Here is a 23951-nt window from a genome sequence, read left to right as displayed (position 1 = left end):
TTATTTTTTATCATTTTATAGAGGGATCAATCCCTTTGTACACTTGGCTTATATCGTACTACAAAACCAACCCTTTTAGCAAGTAATAAAACATTAGTAATATTTTTTTTAATATAGCGATTAATTAATATTGACAATTATCATAATTTAAATATAATATGCTACATCATTTGTGGCTATGTAGCTCAGTTGGTTAGAGCACAGCATTCATAATGCTGGGGTCACTGGTTCAAGTCCAGTCATAGCTACCACAAGTTTCCCAAATATTTAAATCCTAACAAAATTCCAAATGTAGCAATCAGAATTATATGATTTTTAAGAATAATAATAACAAATACTCCAAATCTCCATAATATCTCTATTTTAAGCCTTATATCTAGATTCCAATCACTTCGGAAAAAACAACTCAATAAGTTTTTTAACCTTTGGTTGAACAATATTATTTTTCTCATAATAGATACATAAGTCAATGGTTTCAACATAGTCAGGCTTAAGTATCTCAACAAGAGTTCCCTCTTTTAGCTCTTTCTCTACAGCATAATCATGAAACTGTCCAATACCCATATTATGTAAGACACAGGCTTTCATAGCCTCTACACTATTAAGATACATGTAAGGCTGCAATTTCTCTGCCGTATTCTCAAGACCTGGTAAGACATGCATATTACTTTTTGTTCTTATCGTATGTGTAATAAGTTTATGATTATGAATATCTTTAACTGTCTTTGGCTCACCATACCTACGAATATATTCAGGAGATGCACAGGTAACATAAGAGGTCTGCTTATATTTACGTGAAATAATATGTTGCGGTGGTGGCCAGTTAAACCCGAATGCAACATCTATGGCTGTTTGCCCGAAATTAACAGGTTGCTCTGTCAAGTCTATATTAATAGTAACATCTGGATACATCTGAGCATAAGTATCTAACTTAGATAATAAATCAGATGAAAATAATAGAGGATTACAAATAATATTAAGGGTACCACTAGGATGAGCATTTATTGCAGAGATCATATTCCTAGCTATATCTAACTCACGCTTAATATTTCTACATTGTAGATATAACTTCTCACCTTCAGCTGTAGTTTGTAGCCTTTTTGTTGACCTAAGAATCAAAGGAGCTCCAACTTGTTGCTCTAGTAATTTAACATTTTTACTAACAGCAGCTGTTGTAATACCTAGTTTTTTAGCTGCATTTGTAAAACTACTTTCTTCAACAACAGTAAGAAAGACTTCAAAATGATCTAGTGATGGTTTTAAATTAGATTTCTTAAGCATAACACCTCAGTATCTTTAACTTATAGTTAATTATGATTAACTTTTTTTACACTTCTTAATCTTAGGTTAAAAAGATATAATAGTCAAAGTAAAGTTTAAAATTATAAATTTAAAGGAGTAATCGCAATGAACATAGTATTTGCAATAATTTGTTATTTAATAGTTCCTATGTCAGGCTTATGTATTGATCTATATGCGCCATCTTTACCAGCAATTAGCTCTGCATTTGGTACACCTGAGGTATTTGCAAAATATACGATCTCATTTTATCTACTTTCATTTGCTTTCTTTCAACTATTTGCTGGACCTGTGACAGATAGCTTTGGCCGTAAAAAGCCAATTATCGTATCACTGATAATCTTCATAATTATCTCTTACTTAATGACACTAACAACTAGCATGACTGTTTTTATGGTATATCGCATATTACAAGGAGCATGTATAGCATTTGTTGGGGTATCTGCTAGAGCAATTATTCCAGATATCTTTGAAGGTGCTCAATATAAAAGAATGATGAATTATATGACTATTATCTGGGCATTAGGTCCTATTATAGCTCCTTTCATAGGTGGTCATTTACAACAGTACTTTGGTTGGAAATCATGTTTTTACTTCTTTAGTATATACGGGATTTGTGTGCTGCTTTTAATTATCTTTATTTATCGCGAGACAGCAAAACAAACACACAAAATGTCTTTAGGCAAATCATTCTCAAACTACTATGAGATGGCTACCCATAACCATTTTGTTCTTGGTACACTTTGCATTGGACTACTTTATTCATTCCTTGTGATATTTAGTACAGTAGGAGTATTTGTTATAGAAGATACTTTACATTACTCAGCAATTACATTTGGTAATATCGCACTATTAATGGGCTTTGCTTGGTTCTTAGGAAATATGGCTAACAGATTCTTACTACATCTAAGTGAAGAGTTTAATAGAATGAAGCTAAGTTTATCAGTAAGCATATCTGCTATATCTTGCCTAGTATTAATGGTAGTTAGTATTTTCTTCCCAACAAGTATTGTAGCACTAGTTGTATTTATGTTTATCGCATTCTTCTTTGGAGGAATTGTTTTCCCTAACTTCTTTGCACTATGTATTGGTCTATTTAGCCATATTGCAGGTAGCGCAAATGCATTAATGGGTTCATTCTTTATATTTTTAACTAGTATTTTGGTATTTATCTTTGGTCTAGTACATATTCACACAATCTTAGCCCTAGCTTCGATTATATTTATATTATCTTTAGTGTGCTTTATATTAATAAAACTTTTCTTTGCTCTAGAACTAAAAAAATAACCATCAAACTATCCAAAGGTTTAATCTATAACTAATCCAAATGATTTTTGAAACCTTTTTCATCATCATATAGCCTAGATATAGGAATCTACACATTACTAGTTTTAAAATTAGACTCTACTATCAAAGCTTGTACTGAACTTGATTCAGTATCGTAGAATGACATTTTTCTTTCGGATTAACTATATAATCCTTTCACTTTAATCAACTGTCAAACGTTTTAGTCTCAAAGCTACTGCAACAACTGTTACAGATGACATAGCCATTGCTAAAGATGCTATTACAGGACTCAGCATAATACCAAAGAATGGATACAAAACTCCTGCAGCAACTGGTATACCACAGATATTATATATAAATGCCCCAACTAAAGTTTGCTTAATATTAGTAATAATTTTCTTTGAAAGAATAATTGAGTTATTGATATTTTTCAGCTCGCCAGATGTCAATGTAATATCAGCACTTTCTATAGCTATATCAGTACCATTGCCCATAGCAAAACCAACATCCGCTTTTGCTAAAGCTGCAGCATCGTTGATACCATCACCAACCATCCCAACTTGAAACCCTTGCTTTTGTAGATCATCAACAAATTGCGTCTTATCTTCAGGCATTGCACTAGCAAATACCATATCATTATCAATTCCAACCTCTTGAGCAATTACTCTTGCCGTATGCTCATTATCTCCTGTAACCATAGCAACGTTAAGCCCAGATTTCTTAAGCCGAAATATAACTTCTTTACTCTCTTTTTTTATAGGGTCTTTAACAGCAAAGATCGCAGCCACCTTACCATCAATAGCAAAGATAATAGGTGTTGCTCCTTGATTAGCATAGCCATCTAAAACCTGCTCAATATTACTATCTATATCTACGCCATTTTCTGACATTAGCTTCATATTACCAATAAGTATGCTAGTACCTTCTACTTTCGCGGAGATACCCTTACCTGAAGTTGTTTCAAAATCACCTACTGCCAAACTCTTATCATATGCCTTACTATAAGTACTTAAAGCAAGTGCAAGTGGATGCTCTGATTTTGCCTCAACAGCATAAAGATAACTTAAAACTAAATCATTATCCTCAATAAAGTGACTATTTGTTACTGCTGGCTTACCTTGTGTAATAGTACCAGTTTTATCCATAACAATATGGGTTAGCTCGCTTGCATTTTGCAGCACTTCACCATTACGAATTAAAATACCATATTCAGCAACTTTACCCATACCAACCATCATTGACATTGGCGTTCCCAAACCAAGTGCACATGGACAAGCTACAACTAAAACTGCTATTCCAGCAGTTATCGCATAAGGTAAGCTAAAAAAACTCCAGACTACAAATGTTAACACTGCAATAGCAATAACAACGGGTACAAATACAGCTGTAACTTTATCTACTATCCTAGTAATTTCTGGTTTTGAGCTTTGAGCAGACTTAATAAGTTCAATAACATTTGCTAGAGCTGTTTCATCTATAGACTTTGTCATTTTAACTTTTAAGCTACCATTTTGGTTTATAGTCCCAGCATAGACTTTATCATTAACTTTTTTACTAATAAAATCAGACTCACCTGTTAGCATTGATTCATCAACATTAGCCTTACCATCTATAACCACCCCATCAACGGGAATCTTCTCACCTGGATAAATAACCATAACCTGACCTACCTTTAGAAGCTCTAATGGTATATCTACCTCTACATCATCATAAATTACATGGGCATTTTTAGGCTGTAAATGAATCAGTTTTTCGATAGCCTCAGATGCTCTACCTTTTGACTTAATCTCCATGGCATGACCAATATTTAGAAAACCTAGAATAAGAACACTAGTATCTAAAAAAACATGTAGCATTTGCTGTGGTAAATAAAACTCAAACAAAATAATAATAATAGAATATATCCAAGCTGCTCCAGTACCTAATGCAACCAACGTATCCATATTTGATGATCGATATTTTAACTGGCGCCAAGCTCCTTGATAATAACGTTTCCCTGAGTAGACCATAACAGCAAACGTTGCAATAGCCAATACAACCCAAATCAGAAGTCTATCTATACTATGACTATTTGAAAAATATAAAATACTATTTTGATTTTCAGAATGCATTTGAACAAGCATTAAAACAACACCTACGATAAATGCAACTATTGCTTGTTTAATACTTGTTTTGATTTCCTTTCTAGCTCTATCTATATCTCTAGTTTGTGATTTTTTCTCTAGAACTCCTGGTTTACCTATTTTCTCTAAAGTAGCAAAAATCTCGGTAATATCCATACTACCTTGAATTTCTAATATTTTATCAACGACATTAGCACTAACCTTTTCAACACCAGCAACCACTTTCAAAGATTTCTCTATCTTTGCTACACAACCAGAACAAGAAATTCCCTCAATAAAAATACGATATTTATTGCTACTTTTCTCTTGTTGCTGTAATTCACCAGGATAACCAATTTCTTGTAACTTATCTTGTATAGCACTAGTTAAAGGAGCATCCGCCTCAACGAATACACTTTTGTCTACAGTATTTGCTTTAACATTACTCACACCATCTATACTTAGCAAAGCCTTTTCTATTTTCGCTACACAACTTGAGCATGACATTGATTCAACAATAAACCACATAACAAAGAATCCAATCTTAATAACAACTACTGACAATAATTGTAGATAAAATATTAAAACAAAACAATTAGCTTAAAATAATAAGCAATCCAAAAGGAGTATGTCATTCTTCGATACTGAATCAAGTTCAGCACAGGCTTTGATCGTAGAATCTAATTTTAAGACTCATTATGAATAGATCATATGGTCACACTTCAACTCCGCTCAGCAACTGGAGAAGATGATGGCAAAAAAGTTTTCAAAAGATATTGAGATTAACTATATGTCTAAACTATCTAAATAGTTAGCCATATCATAGACAGTATAATGCTTAGAAGGCTCACTTGATTTAGCTGAGATTCTTAGATAAGTATATATACTTGCTATAGGAGCACCTCCTAGAGGCCTTCCTGAAGGAACTTGATTATAAAATACAAAATCTACTCGTTTAGGTTTAAATTCTTGAATATTATTTAAAATATATTCAAACCCTGCTCTTGGTAAAAATACTTGCTTATTATTTAAAATATAATACCAACTATTATTAAGATACGAGTAGTTATTACTATCATATTTTTTAGGTGCATGATAAAAAGTCTGTAAACCTAAGAAGCTTAACGAACTAGGATTATCTATAAACTGTGCTCTATATAACGCATGTAACGCAGTATTGACACAATCATAAGATATTCCTCCAGTATCATGTGAAGTTCGCATATAATCAAGATCTCTATTGATTACATTTGCCATTTTTTGAATCTTATCTTTATCAACACCATATATAATAAGTGTATATGTAGGTCTGTAATTTTGCTGACCTTGTGCTAAATTGCCGAAATAATCCACATACGAGATCTTCGCTGGGATCATCATTTTTTTATTTTTAGTTGTATAAAAATTAAAAAGACTAAAATCTTTAAGCATATCATTATCAACTGTAGCCTCACCTAAAACAAAATGCCCGCCAACTGTAGCAAAGTCATCTCCTTGTCTACCTGCTAACGAGATAATTAGTGCTTTATCATTATTTCTAACTTTTGAATTATTAATTATAGTTGCTTTAAATGGCTGTAGTCTTTGACTAAGTTTATCTTTCATTAAAGTCTCAATGATAAACTTTTGATAATTTTTATCGAGAATATCTTTATATTTAGTATTTATTGGAAATTTCGCATTCATATTATCAAAAATATTACTTAGTAATATCGCTGATATATGTAAATATCCACCATATGATTTGCCAACAACATTAACCTGTTTATTTACATAATAATCTATAGATTTCTGATCAAAATGATTTCCCCTAAAATCAACTCCATATAGGAATTTAACTGGGATCTTACTAGCAGATGTTTTTATGTAGAGGTTTTTACCATCAGCAATTAGCTTACCGCTAAGCTGAACATCGCCACTTATTGAAGATGGTACCTCATTAAGAAGCAAGGTATTTTTATCTAACTTAGTATAGTTTTCGATAACAACTAAGCTATCTAAATGAGTTAAACTTTTTGATTCTTTTAGATCTCTTTTACTACCTTCAAGATTAAACTTATTGCCATTACTTATAAAAAAAAGTTTTCCATTTTGAATACTTAATTTACCAACTAATGCCCAAGCTTGACTAGCACTAAATACAAATAAAAAACAAACAAATATCCTAGTTAAAGCTTTTAGCTGTATACTTTTTTTAAACCTGTTAATCATTTATAAATAAAGAGACACCCTAATTCGTTAGCATATAATATCACAATTAGAAAAAATATATACTTATTCAAATTCTCTACATATCTTTAGCAGCGGATAATGCACTTATCATTTCAGAAGTTAAGTTATTAAATCCTTTTGGTGAGTTTGGCGTGAATATAACATTTGATTTACCAGATTTAGTCATATTCTCTAAAGTATCTAAATATTGATACATCATTACAAGAGATGATATATACTCTGAAGATATATTACCTCCAGTACCTTCTTTAACATCTTCTATAGAAACACGCAATCCTCTAGCTATTGCTTTACGTTGCTCAGCAATACCTTCACCAAGAAGTTTCATTGATTCTTTTTGACCTTCCGCCTCTTTTATTTTTATAAGTTTCTCAGCCTCAGCTTTTGCCTTTGTCGCCTCAAGCTGTCTTTGAGCAGCGTTTATCTCATTCATAGAGCGTTTTACGTTTTCTTCTGGATTAATATCAACAACTAATGATTTAATGATTGTATAGCCATAAGTACTCATTTCTTCAGAAAGCTCTTTTTTGATGTCTAAAGCTATCGCATCCTTATTCTCAAATGACTCATCTAAACTCATACGAGGCAACGATGATCTAATCACATCAAACACATATGACTCCATCTGAGCTCTAGCATTAGTAAGTTTGTAAAATGCATCAACAGCTCTTGTCTCTTCAACTAGAAACTGTACCGAAACTTTAATATGCACAAAAACATTATCTCGGGTTTTTGTTTCAGCTATTATATCTAGCTGTTGGACTCTTAAGCTTACTCTACCAGCTATTCTCTCAATAACAGGGATTCTAAAATTAAGTCCTGCTCTTTGAATTCTTACAAACTTCCCAAACCTCTCTATAATATTTACAGATTGTGTCTCTACAAGGCTTATTGATAAACCTAGTAAAATAATCAATATAACAATTATAGGCACTAACCAAACCATAAACATTTCTTATCTCCTTTTATTTACTACTCTACTGAGGAAAATCAACGATTATTTTATAATCACCATTTTTATTTTTTTGCCAAACAAGCAGATCATGCCCTGTTGCTACTTTACCAGCAGGACTAGTCCATATAAATTTTAATATTACTAATTGATGGCTCTCATCAATATTTCTACAGTATTGATAATTAAGCTTTAGTTTACCAAAATCTTGCTTACCAGAACTATCTGTAGCAAAACCATCAATATAATGTTTTAGAACTTTCGCTTTACTTGTATATGGTTTACCACCACTCATATATATAAAGTCATCATCATAGAATAAAACCAGCTTATTAGCATTTGCAGTATCCCAAGCTTTCTCCATTTGCACAGCTTCATTTTTTACTGCATCAAAGCTTTTATCACTACAATCACCTGTTGCATACACACTCAACACACTAAATAGTCCAACTATTAACAAACATATTTTTTTCATTAATCTCTCCTAATTCAATAATGACAATATAACTATATCTTTTTTCAAAATTTTTGGATTACTCTCAAATGGTCGAAAACACTCAAAATGCAACACTATCTTATAAGGTACCTTCCTAAATTTCTTAGTAAGCTTTAATTTAAAGTTATCCATACTACCCCATTTTGAATTTTGAATATCAACACTCTCATGTGTATAACCAACATCATCGACATAATCATAATCTGGTGGCACAAGAAACCATCTATATCCATCTATTGAATCTACGGGAAGTTCAACATTAAATGTATAATGTTTTTGATCTAAGACTATAGGTTTTACATACAAGTTATCAACTTCTGACTGAGTCATCTCTGCTAATGCTAAAGAAGGTATAAACACGAATAAAATACCCAAAACTCTAAATATCTTCAGCATATTACAAATACAAACTTATCATATAGGTAAAATTATTATACAATTACAGCTGTTACAAATATACATAATAGTTTTAAATAAAATGGCATTAGAAAAATTTGAACTAGAATTAGTTTCATTTAAAGATATTACAGATAATGTTAGACACTTTGTTTTCAAAAGGACAGATGGTCAACCACTTAACTTTATCGCAGGACAATTTATTACTTTCTTACTTACAGATGAAGAAGGAAATTTAAAACGTAGAAGCTATAGCCTAGGCTCTCTTCCTTCTGATAATATGCTTTTAGAAATTGGTATCACTTATGTAAAAGGCGGTATTGCATCTGAGACATTCTTTAATATGGAAGTTGGTGGCAAAGCAAACGCAATGGGACCTGCTGGCAGATTAGTCCTAAAAGATGAAGAAATCAAAAAACTTATCCTAGTAGGTACTGGTACAGGCATAGTTCCATATAGAGCGATGTTCCCTGAGCTTTTAGAAAGAGCTGATAACGTTGAAATACACATTCTACTGGGCTGCCAATATCGTAAAGATGCTCTTTATCAAGAAGACTTCATAGAGTTTGCTAAAAAACATGATAATATTCACTTCAGACTTTGTTTAAGTAGAGAAACTCAAGATCTTAAAGATTATGAAATTTCAGGCTATGTACAAAATCAGTTTGAAAAGATTGGACTAAACCCTGAAACAGATGTTGTTTATGTTTGTGGTAATCCAAACATGATTGACCAGTCATATGAAATGCTAACAAATGCAGGTTTTGGTCCTAAGAGTGTAAGAAGAGAAAAATATATTTCTTCTAATTAAGCTTGATACTGTGAATAACTTAAGCTAAAATGTTCAAGCTATTCTATCTACAGGATATGGTGCTTAGATGAAATAGTCTAAGTGGCGATGTCAGATTATAAAAATAAGGAAATTAATAAAATGAGACAAGAAATTCATCCAAAATATACTGAAGTAACAGTAACTTGTAGTTGTGGTAACTCTTTTGTTACAAAATCAACTTCTGGTAAAGACGCTATGAACATTGATATTTGTTCACAATGCCACCCATTCTATACTGGTAAGCAAAGAATCGTTGATACTGCTGGCCGTGTTGACAAGTTCAAGAAGAGATTTGGTGGAATCAAGAAAGTATAATTTTACTTTTTATAGATTCAAAAATATTAAAACCAGCCTAGTGCTGGTTTTTTTATGCTTTAGAAAAATATCTTAAAAAATTCTTAAACTCTTCCAAACATCAAAAAATGAACTTAGTATGGGAGTTTTTGCAAAAGGATTCTTTATAAGTAAATAATCAGAACTTATAGGAGTCTCAGAATATAGCACTGCACTAATACAATTATATTTTTTATCACCATTAAAAATCCCTTTACTAACAATCGCTCCATTTGATTTTAATATCTGACTTTCTGATTCTATACCTTGATCTATGACTTTATTAGAAGCGCTATCAATAATAAAATACTCCTCGCCCAAGCCTTTTAAAACTTTAATAATTTCAGGAATCTCATCATGAGATGTTGGATTATCTAAACAGAATGTATTAATTGCTATTATTACCATATCATTTTCATTTACGATACACTCATTAATATATCCTTGTATTTTCAGTAATTTATCATTAAGAACACTTGTTAATCTAAGTTGCATTTTATTTGGCTGATACCAGTGACTCTTAATTTTTTTACACTTAAGATCCTCACAACTTTTAAACTCTTGACTAATATCCGGAACTTTATCAACTCCATTACCTTTATTTGGAGATACTGCTTCAATCCACAAGTTTTTATCATTAACTTTAAGGTGAAAATCTGGCCCTTTACTGTTTACAGATTTGATAACATTAAATCCTTGTTTAATAAGCTTATATACTAATAACAACTCCCATCTTCTTGATTCTACTTCACTTTCTTGTTCAAGATGTTTTATAAAGTTTGGATCTAAATAACATCTAACTTCTTTATATTTTTCAAAATATTCATCACCCATACAGTGAAACTTACGAATAAACAAAGACTTTATATCTTTCTCACACATCTTAACTAACAGCAATCTTTTGATGATTCATAATACCTATTAATATACTCATCTAAAGAGATACTATCACTATCTAAAAGATCTCTTTCAGCGATAACAGATTTAGTTACTTGCTCTTTTAATTTAGATTCCACCTCTTCAGAAATTTTAGTGTTTCTAAGATTTTTAGATACACTTTTAGAAACTTGTAAAGCGAAATTTTTATACCCTTCTTGCTTTGCAATATTAACTATTCTAGCTGATGGTGTTTTAGATACATCTAATACTTTTTGTTTTTCAAGCTTAACAACATCTAAATACTCTTGAGGCATTTTTTTAGCTGTATTTTCAATTTTTTCAAACAGCTCTAAAGCATAGTCTTTTAATAAAATATTATCGTTATTACTACTAACTTTACAAAGTTTAAGCTCTGGATTACGCCCTTCTATTGCAACAGCTGTTAGGTTTTGTTTAGCTCGTTTTATAGCATTTTTATCATAACGTCTGCTTTTTTCTTCAAAACAAGTCATGAGCATTGCTTCTACAAAAAGAGCTGTATTTTTACTTATACCATTTGTTGCAAAAGGATCAACATCTAAAACTCTAACCTCTATATACTCAACTCCTCCCATAGATAAAGCACAAGCAGGTCTTTGACATCTTTGTGTAGCTTGTTTTGGTCTAATCGCACTATAGTACTCATTTTCTATTTGCAAAATACTTTCATTCAGCTGAATTCTTTCTCCCTCAGAACTATATAACCCTATGGCTTTATATTCTTCAAACACCTCATCAGTAGCTTGTATAAGATCTCTTACATAAGAGTTAACATCATTATAAGATATTGCTAAATCTTTTTGTGCTGGACTTGTATATCCAAGATCACTCATTCTAAGGCTTGTTGCATATTTACCGACATAGAACTCTTCATCTAAGTCTTCTAAATAGTCTGGCTTATTCTTCACAGAGGTTTTTGCACATATTGGACTAGCTCCAAATAAATACGGCAACAACCACATAAATTCAAAATAATTATTTATAATATCAAAATACACATCTGAGAAAGAAATCTGATTTTGGTTGGCTTTAGCTTGAATCAACTTTTTATCAAATGAAAAGTTATAATGAATTCCTGCAATGATTTGCATAACTTTACCATATCTAGCCGACAAGCCTCTTCGATAAGTTTGCTTCATTCTTCCTGAATTAGATTTACCAAAATCAGCTTCTTGAATTTCATTCTCACTTGCAGATAAAGGCATACTTGTATTTAGAGTTATTTCATCATCAGACATATTCTGTAAAGTAAATGCTCCTAAAGATTCTAACTCAGAAAAAACATTATCAATACTAGAATGAGGAGATGTAATCAACTCGAGTAAATTCTCAGAAAAATCAACTGTTATACTATCATTAGTTAGCTTATGACCAAGTTTATAAGGATGATGTGAATGAGCCAATCCTCCATCAAGTTTAATACGTAAAGTTTCTCTCTCTATACCACGAAGGTTATTAACTTTTTTAAAATCGTGCATTACTAATCCTAAATAATTATCTAGATACAAGTATAAACTAATAAGCTAATAATTTTTAGGAAACTGTTACTTTTAATGACCTAAATGTTCCTAAAATAGCTATCACACTTATATATATCACAAAACCGACTGATATAATCAAGCAAATATTTTTTAGTCTCTCAAACATTGAAAGATCAATCCAATAGCTATCACTTAGATTAAATAGCTTCAACACAAAAACCATAAGTATAGTTGCTATAAATATTCTTACTAAGATACTAATCGGCAAGCAAATCATCAAAAACTTTTTAAAATTAAAGTCAGCTAATACTATAAGTTGAATAAGTAAATTAATAAAAGCCACACATGAACTAACAAATGCTAGATACATAAAAGCATATTTATCATTAGCAAATAAATATACAACAACTAAATCTAATACAATACTAAGAATTAAACACCCAAGGCTTATATAAAAAACTATCGAAGTCCTATTTTGAGTATATAAAGCAGATACCACAACTCGAACGATTACAAAACAAAATAATGAGAGCAAATATCCCAACATTGCTAAATAAGTAAAATCAACATCTCTAAAGTTAAAATGCCCATAATAAAATAATGTAATGACAATAGGCTTAGCCAATATATACAAGCCGACAACAGCAGGGATTGCTATTAGTAATGTTAGCTTCACAATCCAGATAAAGGCTTGTATAAACCTATCATTATCTGTTTTATATTTTGTCAAATATGGAATCATTACTACAGCTATTGCAGTACCAAACACCCCGTAAAGAAACTGGTTTACCCTATCTGCATAATATAACCAAGCTAAACTTCCTGATATTAAAAAAGAAGCAAAAAAGGTTTCGATTAAACCATTTATTTGCAATATTGCTGTACCAAAGAAAGCACTTGGCATTTTTTTTAGAAAAATTCTTGATCTGATATCTTTTAATAAGAAAATATCTCTACTAAATTTTAGGCTTCCAACTAGCTTATATAGTGCATAAAAGCCTATAAATACCTGAACTATACCAGCTAATAGAACACTATATGCAACACTACAAATAGAAATACTCAAAACTGGAGATACTATGATCCCAATTATCATCACTATATTTAAAACTATAGGCAAAAGAGATGATACAAAGTACCTACTATAACTGTTTAATACCGCAGATATAAGCCCCATCATACTATTAAAAAGTATATAAGGTATCATAATAACAAACATATCTCTGACAAGCTGATGTGAATTACCCTTATCAACAAAGCCATGAGCATATATATCTACCCACAAGTTACTAAATACAATTAAAAACAATGTCACTATTAGCATAACTACAGCTATGAAATATAATATAGTGACAATAAATCTTTTATCCCTTGCATTTATTTCTCTATTTAAATAAGGATTGACTATCTGTGTTAGCGCTCCAGATGAAGTAACCTTACGGATAAATTCAGGCAACCTAAAAGCTATAAGAAATGCTTGTAGGCCAGCACTACTACCAAAAAAGCTTGCTAAGAGTAAATCTCTAACAAAACCTAGAATTTTTGATAAGAATAAAAAAAAAGAAACAATCAAACTATTAGAGAGAAATTTTTTCATCCTATAAAAAGACTTATATATCTTTATGAGTTCTCAGTTGGAGCTTTCTGCCAGCTGTTTTGGAAACTTTTTATTTTCTTATTTGCTTGCGCTAACTCTTCTTGGGATAGTTTAATCTTAGCTAATTCAGCCTGTGCAGCATTTAGTCCTTTATCAGATAGATCAGGACGACAGTATGCATTAAACTGATTCCAGAAGTTAAGAGCCGGTGTCTTATATAATGATATAGCTTGGGTTAAGTAAGCATATTTATCAACATTATTATCTGATAGTTCTGCTGCTATAACGAATGCTGGAGCATATGGTTGTTCAATTGCTTCTTGTGCATATTTCTTCGCTGATTTCTTATCGCCTTTTACTATATATGCTTTTGCTAAACCTACTTCAACTGGTGAAATATGGTCTATCTTATAAGCCATCTTATACCACTTAAGAGCTTCATCAACGTTTTTAGGTAAATCACCTTCACCAACAAAGAAAGCATCTCCGATAAATGTTTTACCCTGAGATATACAGTAAGGATACTTGTCAATAAAGCTTTGCTCATTATTAATTAAGAACGAACTACGAGCTTCTAAACTTCCATTTGCAATAGCTAACTTATACCATTTATATGCTTTTGCAAAGTTTGGCGCTGGAATACTACCAGCTCTTACATAGAAGTTACCTAACTGGTTCTGTGCAATTGCATAGCCTAATTTAGCAGCCCCAATAATATACTCAAGACCTTTTTGTTGGTTAATCTTGATATCATTAGAACCAAAATAATATAACTCCCCAACTAAATATAATAAGTAAGAATATGACTTCTTATCATGTGCAGGAATACCATTTTTCTTATAAAAATCTATCGCCCATAATGCATCACTTAAAGCATCTTTATCATTTTCATCAAGCTGAATATAAGCTTCTGCTAATAACCCTGTAGCTCTAGCATCAGTTTTATTATAAGGCTGGCATGATTTTAAAACTTTTTCATAGTCCTTATCGGCACCATTTTTATAGCACTGCTCTAAAGTTGCATAAGATGAGCTAAAAAATAGTACAGATAAAAAAGCAACTATCAACTTGGCCTTCATTTTTTCTCCCGTAATCTGAAATAGAGTTTTCGCATAAACTATAAAATAATATAATATCAATATATTATTTTTTTAACACATTTTTTACGCAGATTATCTAGCAAAACTCTACAACCCTACCCTCAGGTATATATTTTATAAGGATTTTAGAGGCTTTTTCAGGTAAAAAACCCTTTGCTTTTTCAGGCCATTCGATAAAACATATGCTATTTTCATTAAAATAATCTCTAACACCAATCCACTCTAACTCCTCTGGATCGGCTAATCTATATAAGTCAAAATGATAAATACTAAAGCCATCAAACTGATAGTCTTCTACTAAAGTATATGTTGGACTTTTAACATTACCCTGATATCCCAAGGACTTTATAACTCCTTTGACAAAGGTTGTCTTACCTGCTCCAAGATCACCATGTAAAAACACTATAGTTCCAGGCACTAACTTTTTAGCATATTCTTTAGCTAGCTCAAACATTTGCTCTTCATTATTAACTATTTTGCTTTTCATATTCTTTTATAAACTCTCCAGCTAAAACAAATGATCCAAAAACTACAGTTACGGTATTTTTCTTTGCCAAGTAAATACTGCTTAAATCCTTATTATAGTCAACTTTAATAATATCTTGCCGTGCAAATTTTTGTTTGACTATTTCTATATCCAAAGCTCGTGGATCTAAGTATTTAAGATCAACAACTTCCCACTTATATACATATTTTTTAGCAATAGATAAAATCTCAGAAATATCTTTACTTGCTAAAATGCCAAATATAGCCTCATATCTAATTTTTGTAGAATCAAATTTAGCCTCTAACAGTTTAAACAAATGATTTACCGAAGCCGGATTATGAGCAACATCAACAATAACATAACTTTTATTCTCGCTATCATCTTTAATTAGCTTAAATCTTGCATTTGCTCTTATATCATCTAGCTTAGGAATATAGCTAATTTGCATTCTATTAAAAAGATATTGAGCTATACCCATAGCGATATTATAACTATGAGTGAAACACTCTTTAGAACTATACTCATAGTTATCTTCATATATTATTGCTTTAGCTGATTCAGCATACTCATAGACACTGTTTGGCATTTTTGAACCTAAAAATAGTGGTATATCTTTCCTTGATATTGCAGCCTTTTCAAGACCTATTTTATCTAAAGTATCTCCTAAAATCTCGCAATGATCAAAATCAATATTTGTTATCGCTGTTATATCAGGATCCATAATATTAGCAGCATCAAGACGCCCACCAATACCAACCTCTAGAATTAAATAATCTAGTTTAACTTTCTGAGAGTACATACACGCACATAAAAATGCTATCTGATAATATGATAACTTGTAATCAAATGTTATCTCTTCTAGTCGTTCTAACAATTCTAGTAAAGCACTATCACAGATAGGTTCTTTATTTAGGGAAATTCTCTCATTAAATTTAAACACATGAGGAGATGTATGACTTAAAACTGATTTATTATTAGTGGTTAATAACTCTTCTAGCATTGCTACTGTAGTACCCTTACCATTAGTACCAGCAATAGTTATAATCTTAAATTTTTTCTTAAAGTTAAATCTATCTAGTATAAATAATAAATCTCGAGAGCTACAGACTAGAGCATCGTTATTAGCCATAATTTTAGCTATTTTTACTTCGACACTCATTTTTTGATAAATTAAGCTTGTTCTTGCGCTTTATGTTCTAAGGCTTGGGAATGGTTTATTTTTGTAAGATTTGGCATTAATTTATCTATCAATCTAGAAACTTCACTTCTTAAGTTTCTACGATCAACAATCATATCAACCATACCTTTTTCTACTAAGAACTCACTTCTTTGGAATCCTTCAGGTAATTTTTCTCTAACAGTTTGCTCAATAACTCGAGGTCCTGCAAAGCCAATCAACGCTTTTGGTTCCGCAAGATGAACATCTCCTAGCATTGCTAAAGAAGCCGAAACTCCACCTGTAGTAGGATCTGTTAGAACAACTAAGTATGGTAACTTAGCTTCTGCTAACTTTTGTAATGCTGCACTTGTTTTTGACATTTGCATAAGTGAGAATAAAGACTCTTGCATTCTAGCTCCACCACTCGCTGTAAAACAGATAAACGGAACTTTTTTCTCCATAGCAAGCTTAACACCTCTAGCAAACTTCTCACCAACAACAGAACCCATAGAACCACCTAAAAACATGAAGTTAAAAGCAGCAGCTACTACCGGAAAACCTTTTACGGTTCCATCCATGACAACTAAAGCATCTTGCTCTTCTGTTTTCTTTTGGGCTTGAGAAAGTCTGTCTTTATAAGTTTTAGTATCTTTAAACTTAAGCATATCAACTGGAGCTATATTAGCAAAATGCTCAGTTGTACTATCTCTATCAAAGAAAATATTTAACCTATGTCTCGCTGATATTCTATAGTGATAATTACAGTGTGGACAAACTGACTTATTATTGTGTAACTCTTCTGAATATAAGGTTACTTGACAGTTAGGACACTGACTCCATATACCTGAAGGCATATCTTTTTTCTGTGCGTTTGTACCTAAACTTCTGCTTATTACTCTTGTTAACCAACTCATTCTCTTATCTCCTCCAAAAAATTAAGACTAGATGCAATCTCTTAGCTAAAAATTTCTATATCACTAAAGAAATATCTAATTTCTTGAGCTGCTGTATCTTCAGCATCAGAACCATGAACAGCATTAGCATCAATGCTATCTGCAAAATCAGCTCTAATTGTACCAGCATCAGCTTCTTTAGGGTTAGTAGCTCCCATTAGCTCACGGTTTTTAGCTATTGCATTTTCACCTTCTAAAACTTGAATCATTACTGGACCTGAAATCATAAACTCTACCAACGCGCTAAAGAAAGGTCTATCTTTATGCACAGCATAGAAACCTTCTGCTTCTGCTCTAGATAATTGCTTCATTTTAGATGCTACTATTTTTAGGCCTGCTTTTTCAAAACGGCTATAGATTTCCCCTATTACATTCTTTGCAACAGCATCAGGTTTAATTATAGATAAAGTTTTTTGTTTACTCATTTAGTATTCTCCAATATTTTATTAATTCAAATTATAGCACTTTTATTCATGAAATATCAAAACTAGGCGTTAATTATTAGAATTTTCGATAGCTGCCTGTATATATGATTCAAACAATTTATGACCATATCTAGGTGTTGAAGTAAATTCTGGATGAGCTTGACATGCTATAAACCACTTATGTCCTGGTATCTCTACAAGCTCCATTAAGTTGTTATCTTCAGATCTACCTGAGAAAATCAGTCCAGCTTGCTCAAGTTTTTCAACATAATTATTATTTACTTCATATCTATGACGATGTCTTTCAACGACCTCATCAGACTCATATATTTCTCTAGCACGAGAACCTTCTTTTAAGACACACTTATAACCGCCTAAACGCATTGTACCACCTAGATCTGAGTTATGTGTTCTTTGATGAATCGTTCCATCTTCTGCTTGCCATTCCGTTATTAATCCTATGACAGGATTTTGCGTAGTAGGATCTAACTCACTTGAATGAGCATCTTTTAGTCCAAGTATATTTCTTGCATACTCAACTACAGCTAACTGCATACCTAGACAAATACCTAAGAATGGAACATTATTTTCTCTAGCATATTTTATCGAAGTTATTTTACCTTCAGCACCTCTACTTCCAAACCCACCTGGTACTAAGATCGCATCAACATCATCAAAATATGATGAAACATTCTCATCTGTGATATTTTCAGAATCCACAAACTTAATTTTTACTTTCACACCTTTTTTATAACCTGCGTTATATAGTGCTTCATTTAGGGATTTATATGCTTCAGTTAAGGATACATATTTACCAACCATAGCAATTGTAACTTGGCCTTTAACATTCTTAATAGTATCTACAACATTTTGCCACTCTGATAGATCTGCATCATTAGTGTTTAAATTTAAAAGTTCTACTAATTTAGCATCAAACTTTTGCTGATTATATTTAAGAGGTACTTCATAGATAGTTTCAACATCCTCAGCTGTAAAAATACAATCTTGATCAACGTTTGTAAAAAGAGCTATTTTACGCTTTTCATTCTCATCAAATCTCTGTTCGCATCTACAAACTAAAACATCCGCTTGTATACCAATCCCTCTTAGCTCTTTAACAGAATGCTGTGTTGGCTTTGTTTTTAACTCTCCAGCTACTCTTATATATGGTAGAAGTGTCAAATGGACAAACAAAGTTCTATTTCTACCAAGCTCAATTCTTAGCTGTCTAATTGCCTCTAAAAATGGCTGTGATTCAATATCACCCACAGTACCACCAATCTCAACGATAGCTACATCAACATCATCAGCAATTCCCATACAAATACGTCTTTTTATCTCATCTGTAATATGAGGAATAACCTGAATAGTTGCGCCAAGATAATCACCCTTACGCTCTCTTTTTAAAACACTTTGATAAACCTTACCAGTTGTAAAGTTATTTGCTTGAGTCATTTTATTACGAATAAAACGCTCATAGTGGCCAAGATCTAGATCCGTTTCTGCACCATCTTCTGTAACAAAAACCTCGCCATGCTGAAGAGGACTCATTGTACCTGGATCAACATTAATGTATGGATCAAGTTTCATCATAGTTACATTTAAGCCACGACTCTCCAAAAGAGTCGCTAAAGAAGCTGCTGTAACACCTTTACCAAGTGAAGATACAACCCCACCTGTAACAAAAATAATCTTAGTATTTGAATTCATCAGAACACATGAAAATATAAAAAATCATGGAACATAATAATAACATTTTTCCTAAAGCGTTGCTATTTGAAAATAGCTTAATTATTAGATTTATTATTAGCTAAAGAAAATTCATGAAACTAAACTCTCTTTTGCGCAGTAACACAAATTTGTTCTTTACCTTCATAACTCCATAACCTTTTAGGATCAAACTCTTTTGGGAAAGGTTCATAATATGATTGTTCTATTACTAAATTATGCTTGGTAAGTACCTTATGCATAACAGTTTCATCCATCAGGTGAATAGATGGAGGTAATTTTCCTTGCTCTTGTACATAAGGTGAACAATCTTCTGTAAAACCCGGATACTCTATACCTTTTTTTATATTCTCTTCATAAACTGGAATAAACTTATGGGTAAAATTATGATACGGTGTAAAATTTAAAGTAAAAACACGTCCATTATCATCTAACAAATCAAATATTTTTGCTATAGCTTCATTTAACAAATTCGGTGGCATAAAGTGTAGCACCCGTGAACAAAAAATATAATCAAACTTACCATTAATCTTATTCTTATCCTGAGGAAAACTTCCTTGTAAAAGTGTTAGCTTGCTCTCAGGAGCATGAAGTTTTGCTTGTCTTTCAATCTCAGCTAAGTGATTACTATCCATTTCCATAGCAACAACTTCAGACCCAGCTTTTAAACACTCTATTACAACCGCACCAAAACCAGGACCTATCTCAAGTATACGACCAGGTTTACTTTTAACACAGTTTATAAAATCTTTTATATATTGGGTTAAAGGAAATGCTGAACCATGTTGATTTTTTGTTTCAATTATCGCTTCTAGGGTATTTAAATTACTGTCTTTTTTTACTTTCATAAAAATACTAAACTTAACTTTGAATATTTAAAGAATAAATTAAACTTGCTATAAATCACAATTAATATACACCACCAATCAATAATAGCCATTCCAATAATTAATTTAAAAATAAAGCTTAACATTACAAATATAGATAACTTAAAGAACTTGTAGAATTAATTAAGAGTGATCATTTTAAATGTTACTTGGTCTTACAGAATTTCTTAAAATATTTATATTTTAAGTAAAAAAAGTTATCATCAATATACTAGCTTAGTTAAGACTGGTTAAATGAATTTTAAAAAGAAGTTATGTGAGATAACATTTGATTCTTTATATAAACTTACTAATGATGATGTGAAACTAATTATTAGTGATTCTATAACTTATAAAGAAAAACTTTTAGACTTCTTATCTTTGCTAAAGTTAGATCAAGTCACAAACTTATCATGGATTAGAGTCATAGGTGAAAATAAGTTTCAGGTAGCCACAAGCAACATTAACGTCAAAACCTTATTGAATTATTGTCATAGTGGCTTATGGCAATATGACAAAATAGCTGTCTCATACACTTCTGATTTTGAAGGAGTAATAGACTATTATGCTTTAAATCCTAATAATACTTATGCAATAGAAAATAAACACTTATTATCAATATATCATTGTAAACATTTTCAGAACATCTATGATTACTTCTCATTTGAAATTGATAGAGACTTTTATAATAGTTTAGATACTAAGTCAAAAATTACCCTTAGAAAAAGATTTGATTCTGTTATTTCTTTAATGTATCAATCAATATTTTTAGAGAAAACCTTTGAGGTAAAAGAACATAATGCTATTTTCTATAAAGATTATTTAGGAGAAGTGGAGACTGAAATTCTAAAAACCTATAATCTAACTCCTCTAAACTTATCATATCTAAAACTAATAGCTACAGGAAATACCTCTAAAGAGATTGCTCTTCAACTAAATAAATCTAGTCGTTCAATAGAAACAACGATAACCACACTATGCAAAAAGCTAAAGTGCTCAAATAAACAACAACTAGTTCTAGTTGCCAAAATTATCGTTAGTTATCTTCATTAATACATTATAATAGTAAACACCATAAAAGACTGTCTAGTAAATCGTGAGTTCTGTTTTGTATTTATTTTTGGATTAATAGATACACTAACTTTATTAAACGATTAAATTAACAGTTCTAAAAGTATGTAACACTGTAAAAGAATGGCTATAATTTTCTGATATTGCATTAAATAGAAATTTAGAAGATATTATTAGGGCTAGATTTGATACTTATTTTTATAACTTAGTCCAAGCTTGATCACCATATATACCATCTGGTCTGTATGCTGGTACTGAACACCAATCTGTATAAGGCCAGCCTTTACATTCATATATTGAGCCACCGACTTTAACTTTATCTCCAGCTTTATATTTAGTACTTGTATCATATTCGCTAATATCAGTAGAAGCTCCTCCCAGCTGAATCTTCATATCTTTCTGCCAAGTTGGTGCTCCTTGAAGAACACTACCAATAATAAGATCATACTGACCTGGTTTCAGATTATGAGCAGTTAATGATAAATCATACGTTTGCATCGGATCTATTTGTATATCTCTCTTATCATACACTGCTTTGCCACTACTATCTTGCAATGTTACAAATACATTTGTTTTATCAGAAGCATGTGACATAATCTTCGCTGTTATATTTACTGAGCCATTTGAGCTTAGATCATATTGATCTTCAAAGCCCATCAAATGAAGTTCATTCTTAAGGTGATGTGATCCTTGGTAATACTTAAAGCTAATATCACTATATGGTTTCGTTGCAACTTGATAAATACTAACAAGCTCATCATTTGGTACAACGTTACCATTGCTATCTTTAACTCCCGCGATAATACTACCATTAAGCTCTTGCGTACTAATTTGGTTAATCTTTGCTGTTATCTCTTTGATCAAATCATTTGCAGACATACCTCGAGAAACTGTTACAAGATCGTATTCTTTCAGCACACCATCTTTAGAAGCTTGTAAAATCACTCTATCTCCTTCACGAACATTGTCTTCATTAATTGTGAAAGTGTTCATTTCAATAGGGAATCTATCAGATGGGTTTGTTTGCTCATGGTCTCTAATATATTCCCAAGGTCCCCATTGAGTAGCTCCTGGGACCTGGCCTGGATTTACCCACCATTTACTAGCATAAACTTTACCTTCATAAATAACTTCTGTACCTCGATCTGGATAGCTTTTACTTGGATCATATTCTTGAAGCCCGCTAGTGCTTCCTCCATTATCTGTACTTCCTCCATTATCTGTACTTCCTCCATTATCTGTACTTCCTCCGTTATCTGTACTTCCTCCGTTATCTGTACTTCCTCCGTTATCTGTACTTCCTCCGTTATCCGTCTCACCACTTGGTAATAAAATTGTCCCAACTGGATGATCATTTGTAAAATCAACATCTATAACGTTAAGGAAACTAGCAGCAGTATCTCCAACATTCCATTCAGCCGCAAGAACTTGATATCCAGTCCTTTGAGGCAGATCACAAGTCATTGTGAATTTATCATTTTCATCCGCTGGATGTGAATTTGTGAAGTTAGGAGTAGGGTTATAACAATTCAATGGTTGAGCCTCAAAATCGCTTCTGCTTAATGGCATATTTGGATTCCAATCAGGTTTTGTTATCCAAACTCTGAATGATGCTGGAGAAACTGTCCAATGTGATGCTGCAAAATGCCACCTAATTGTTGTCGGCCCAGATCTGACAACTGTTTTAGCCCACCTACTTGTCGTCTGCTCAGAAAGAGCCGCGCTAAGTCCAGCACCACCAACCTGATCCCCCATAGAACCATTCTCAAAACTACCATCTACCACCTCAAATGACTGAGGCTCATAAAGAGAGATATTACCACAGCCTTGATTTACACGCTCATTACATAAAAGAGGACGCCCTTTAGGTGTTTCAACATACGCATGTGAATAAGCTTGTGAAGTAGCTAATAAAGCTAACCCCATTAAGATTGTTATTTTTTTTAGTCTCATGATAAGCTCCTTATCTATAATTTATCCCAAGAACTCTAATTTCAAACACCCACACTCTCATGCTACACTAATAATTCTATAAATAAAAATATGCCAAAACATGACTATTTTGGATAACTTGAGAAGACATTTTTCTAATTCTTAATAAATGTTAAAGAATCATAAAAAAACTTTTTCAAGGTAAAGTTAATCTATGCTTAATACTCATTTTTTTTGCAAAAAAAACTTGATTTCAAAAACTTTTATTTACGAACATATAAGAAAAAAATATCGATGATATTCTC

21 protein-coding genes and 1 tRNA gene are annotated in these 23951 nt (G+C 31.8%); 5 read left to right on the top strand and 17 right to left on the bottom strand.

The window, feature by feature from the left end; genetic code table 11:
• Positions 1–174: 174 nt before the first annotated feature.
• A tRNA-Met gene (locus tag FIP56_RS01485) sits at positions 175–251 on the top strand.
• Between the two features lie 136 nt (positions 252–387).
• Here FIP56_RS01485 and FIP56_RS01480 read toward each other — a convergent pair.
• On the bottom strand, positions 388–1281 hold the full coding sequence (locus FIP56_RS01480; RefSeq protein WP_192577222.1) for a LysR family transcriptional regulator: 894 nt from the start codon (positions 1279–1281) through the stop codon (positions 388–390).
• A 126-nt stretch (positions 1282–1407) separates the two neighbouring features.
• Here FIP56_RS01480 and FIP56_RS01475 point away from each other — a divergent pair, with 126 nt between their 5' ends.
• Positions 1408–2586, top strand: coding sequence for an MFS transporter (locus FIP56_RS01475; protein ID WP_192577221.1), 1179 nt, complete (start codon positions 1408–1410; stop codon positions 2584–2586).
• 200 nt (positions 2587–2786) lie between these two features.
• On the opposite strand, the gene FIP56_RS01470 is transcribed toward FIP56_RS01475, so the two are convergent.
• The 5 genes from FIP56_RS01470 to FIP56_RS01450 form a co-directional block, all read right to left on the bottom strand.
• Positions 2787–5216 (bottom strand): copper-translocating P-type ATPase, encoded by a 2430-nt coding sequence (locus FIP56_RS01470; protein ID WP_192577220.1) that lies wholly within the window; start codon positions 5214–5216, stop codon positions 2787–2789.
• Between the two features lie 258 nt (positions 5217–5474).
• Positions 5475–6899 carry a hypothetical protein gene (locus FIP56_RS01465; RefSeq protein ID WP_192577219.1) on the bottom strand — a complete coding sequence of 475 codons (1425 nt, stop codon included), beginning with the start codon at positions 6897–6899 and terminating at the stop codon, positions 5475–5477.
• 76 nt (positions 6900–6975) lie between these two features.
• Entirely contained in the window at positions 6976–7872 is an 897-nt protein-coding gene (locus FIP56_RS01460) for an SPFH domain-containing protein (protein ID WP_209451849.1), read from the bottom strand.
• Between the two features lie 25 nt (positions 7873–7897).
• On the bottom strand, positions 7898–8347 hold the full coding sequence (locus FIP56_RS01455; RefSeq protein WP_192577217.1) for a nuclear transport factor 2 family protein: 450 nt from the start codon (positions 8345–8347) through the stop codon (positions 7898–7900).
• A gap of 9 nt (positions 8348–8356) precedes the next feature.
• A complete protein-coding gene (locus tag FIP56_RS01450; RefSeq protein WP_245323081.1) occupies positions 8357–8764 on the bottom strand; it encodes a hypothetical protein in 408 nt (135 codons plus the stop codon).
• Positions 8765–8846: 82 nt separating this feature from the next.
• Between FIP56_RS01450 and FIP56_RS01445 the strand changes: the two genes are divergently transcribed.
• The gene (locus tag FIP56_RS01445; protein WP_192577216.1) at positions 8847–9575 is read left to right on the top strand and encodes a ferredoxin--NADP reductase; all 729 of its coding nucleotides are present in this window, start codon (positions 8847–8849) and stop codon (positions 9573–9575) included.
• 120 nt (positions 9576–9695) lie between these two features.
• The gene (gene rpmE, locus FIP56_RS01440; protein ID WP_192577215.1) at positions 9696–9911 is read left to right on the top strand and encodes a 50S ribosomal protein L31; all 216 of its coding nucleotides are present in this window, start codon (positions 9696–9698) and stop codon (positions 9909–9911) included.
• Between the two features lie 72 nt (positions 9912–9983).
• Here rpmE and FIP56_RS01435 read toward each other — a convergent pair whose 3' ends face one another.
• From FIP56_RS01435 to FIP56_RS01390, 10 genes are all read right to left on the bottom strand, one after another.
• On the bottom strand, positions 9984–10811 hold the full coding sequence (locus FIP56_RS01435; RefSeq protein ID WP_192577214.1) for a hypothetical protein: 828 nt from the start codon (positions 10809–10811) through the stop codon (positions 9984–9986).
• A 5-nt stretch (positions 10812–10816) separates the two neighbouring features.
• The gene (gshA, locus tag FIP56_RS01430; RefSeq protein ID WP_192577213.1) at positions 10817–12325 is read right to left on the bottom strand and encodes a glutamate--cysteine ligase; all 1509 of its coding nucleotides are present in this window, start codon (positions 12323–12325) and stop codon (positions 10817–10819) included.
• 55 nt (positions 12326–12380) lie between these two features.
• The gene (gene murJ, locus FIP56_RS01425) at positions 12381–13925 is read right to left on the bottom strand and encodes a murein biosynthesis integral membrane protein MurJ (protein ID WP_192577212.1); all 1545 of its coding nucleotides are present in this window, start codon (positions 13923–13925) and stop codon (positions 12381–12383) included.
• Positions 13926–13948: 23 nt separating this feature from the next.
• On the bottom strand, positions 13949–15004 hold the full coding sequence (locus tag FIP56_RS01420; RefSeq protein WP_192577211.1) for an SEL1-like repeat protein: 1056 nt from the start codon (positions 15002–15004) through the stop codon (positions 13949–13951).
• A gap of 97 nt (positions 15005–15101) precedes the next feature.
• A complete protein-coding gene (gene tsaE, locus FIP56_RS01415; RefSeq protein ID WP_192577210.1) occupies positions 15102–15512 on the bottom strand; it encodes a tRNA (adenosine(37)-N6)-threonylcarbamoyltransferase complex ATPase subunit type 1 TsaE in 411 nt (136 codons plus the stop codon).
• On the bottom strand, positions 15493–16671 hold the full coding sequence (locus FIP56_RS01410) for a Mur ligase family protein (RefSeq protein ID WP_192577209.1): 1179 nt from the start codon (positions 16669–16671) through the stop codon (positions 15493–15495). Before FIP56_RS01410 ends, tsaE begins: the two co-directional genes overlap by 20 nt.
• Before the next feature lie 11 nt (positions 16672–16682).
• Complete coding sequence (accD, locus tag FIP56_RS01405; protein ID WP_192577208.1) at positions 16683–17585, bottom strand: acetyl-CoA carboxylase, carboxyltransferase subunit beta; 903 nt, start codon at positions 17583–17585, stop codon at positions 16683–16685.
• Between the two features lie 41 nt (positions 17586–17626).
• Positions 17627–18049, bottom strand: coding sequence for a nucleoside-diphosphate kinase (gene ndk, locus FIP56_RS01400; protein WP_192577207.1), 423 nt, complete (start codon positions 18047–18049; stop codon positions 17627–17629).
• 69 nt (positions 18050–18118) lie between these two features.
• The gene (locus FIP56_RS01395) at positions 18119–19759 is read right to left on the bottom strand and encodes a CTP synthase (RefSeq protein ID WP_192577206.1); all 1641 of its coding nucleotides are present in this window, start codon (positions 19757–19759) and stop codon (positions 18119–18121) included.
• Between the two features lie 119 nt (positions 19760–19878).
• Positions 19879–20625 carry a class I SAM-dependent methyltransferase gene (locus tag FIP56_RS01390; protein WP_192577205.1) on the bottom strand — a complete coding sequence of 249 codons (747 nt, stop codon included), beginning with the start codon at positions 20623–20625 and terminating at the stop codon, positions 19879–19881.
• A gap of 273 nt (positions 20626–20898) precedes the next feature.
• Between FIP56_RS01390 and FIP56_RS01385 the strand changes: the two genes are divergently transcribed.
• On the top strand, positions 20899–21696 hold the full coding sequence (locus tag FIP56_RS01385; protein WP_192577204.1) for a helix-turn-helix transcriptional regulator: 798 nt from the start codon (positions 20899–20901) through the stop codon (positions 21694–21696).
• A 216-nt stretch (positions 21697–21912) separates the two neighbouring features.
• On the opposite strand, the gene FIP56_RS01380 is transcribed toward FIP56_RS01385, so the two are convergent.
• Entirely contained in the window at positions 21913–23667 is a 1755-nt protein-coding gene (locus tag FIP56_RS01380) for a lytic polysaccharide monooxygenase (RefSeq protein ID WP_192577203.1), read from the bottom strand.
• Positions 23668–23951: the final 284 nt, after the last annotated feature.

The organism is Francisella sp. LA112445 (assembly GCF_012224145.1).
GTDB lineage: Bacteria > Pseudomonadota > Gammaproteobacteria > Francisellales > Francisellaceae > Francisella.
This window is presented reverse-complemented; position numbering and strand designations above follow the sequence as displayed.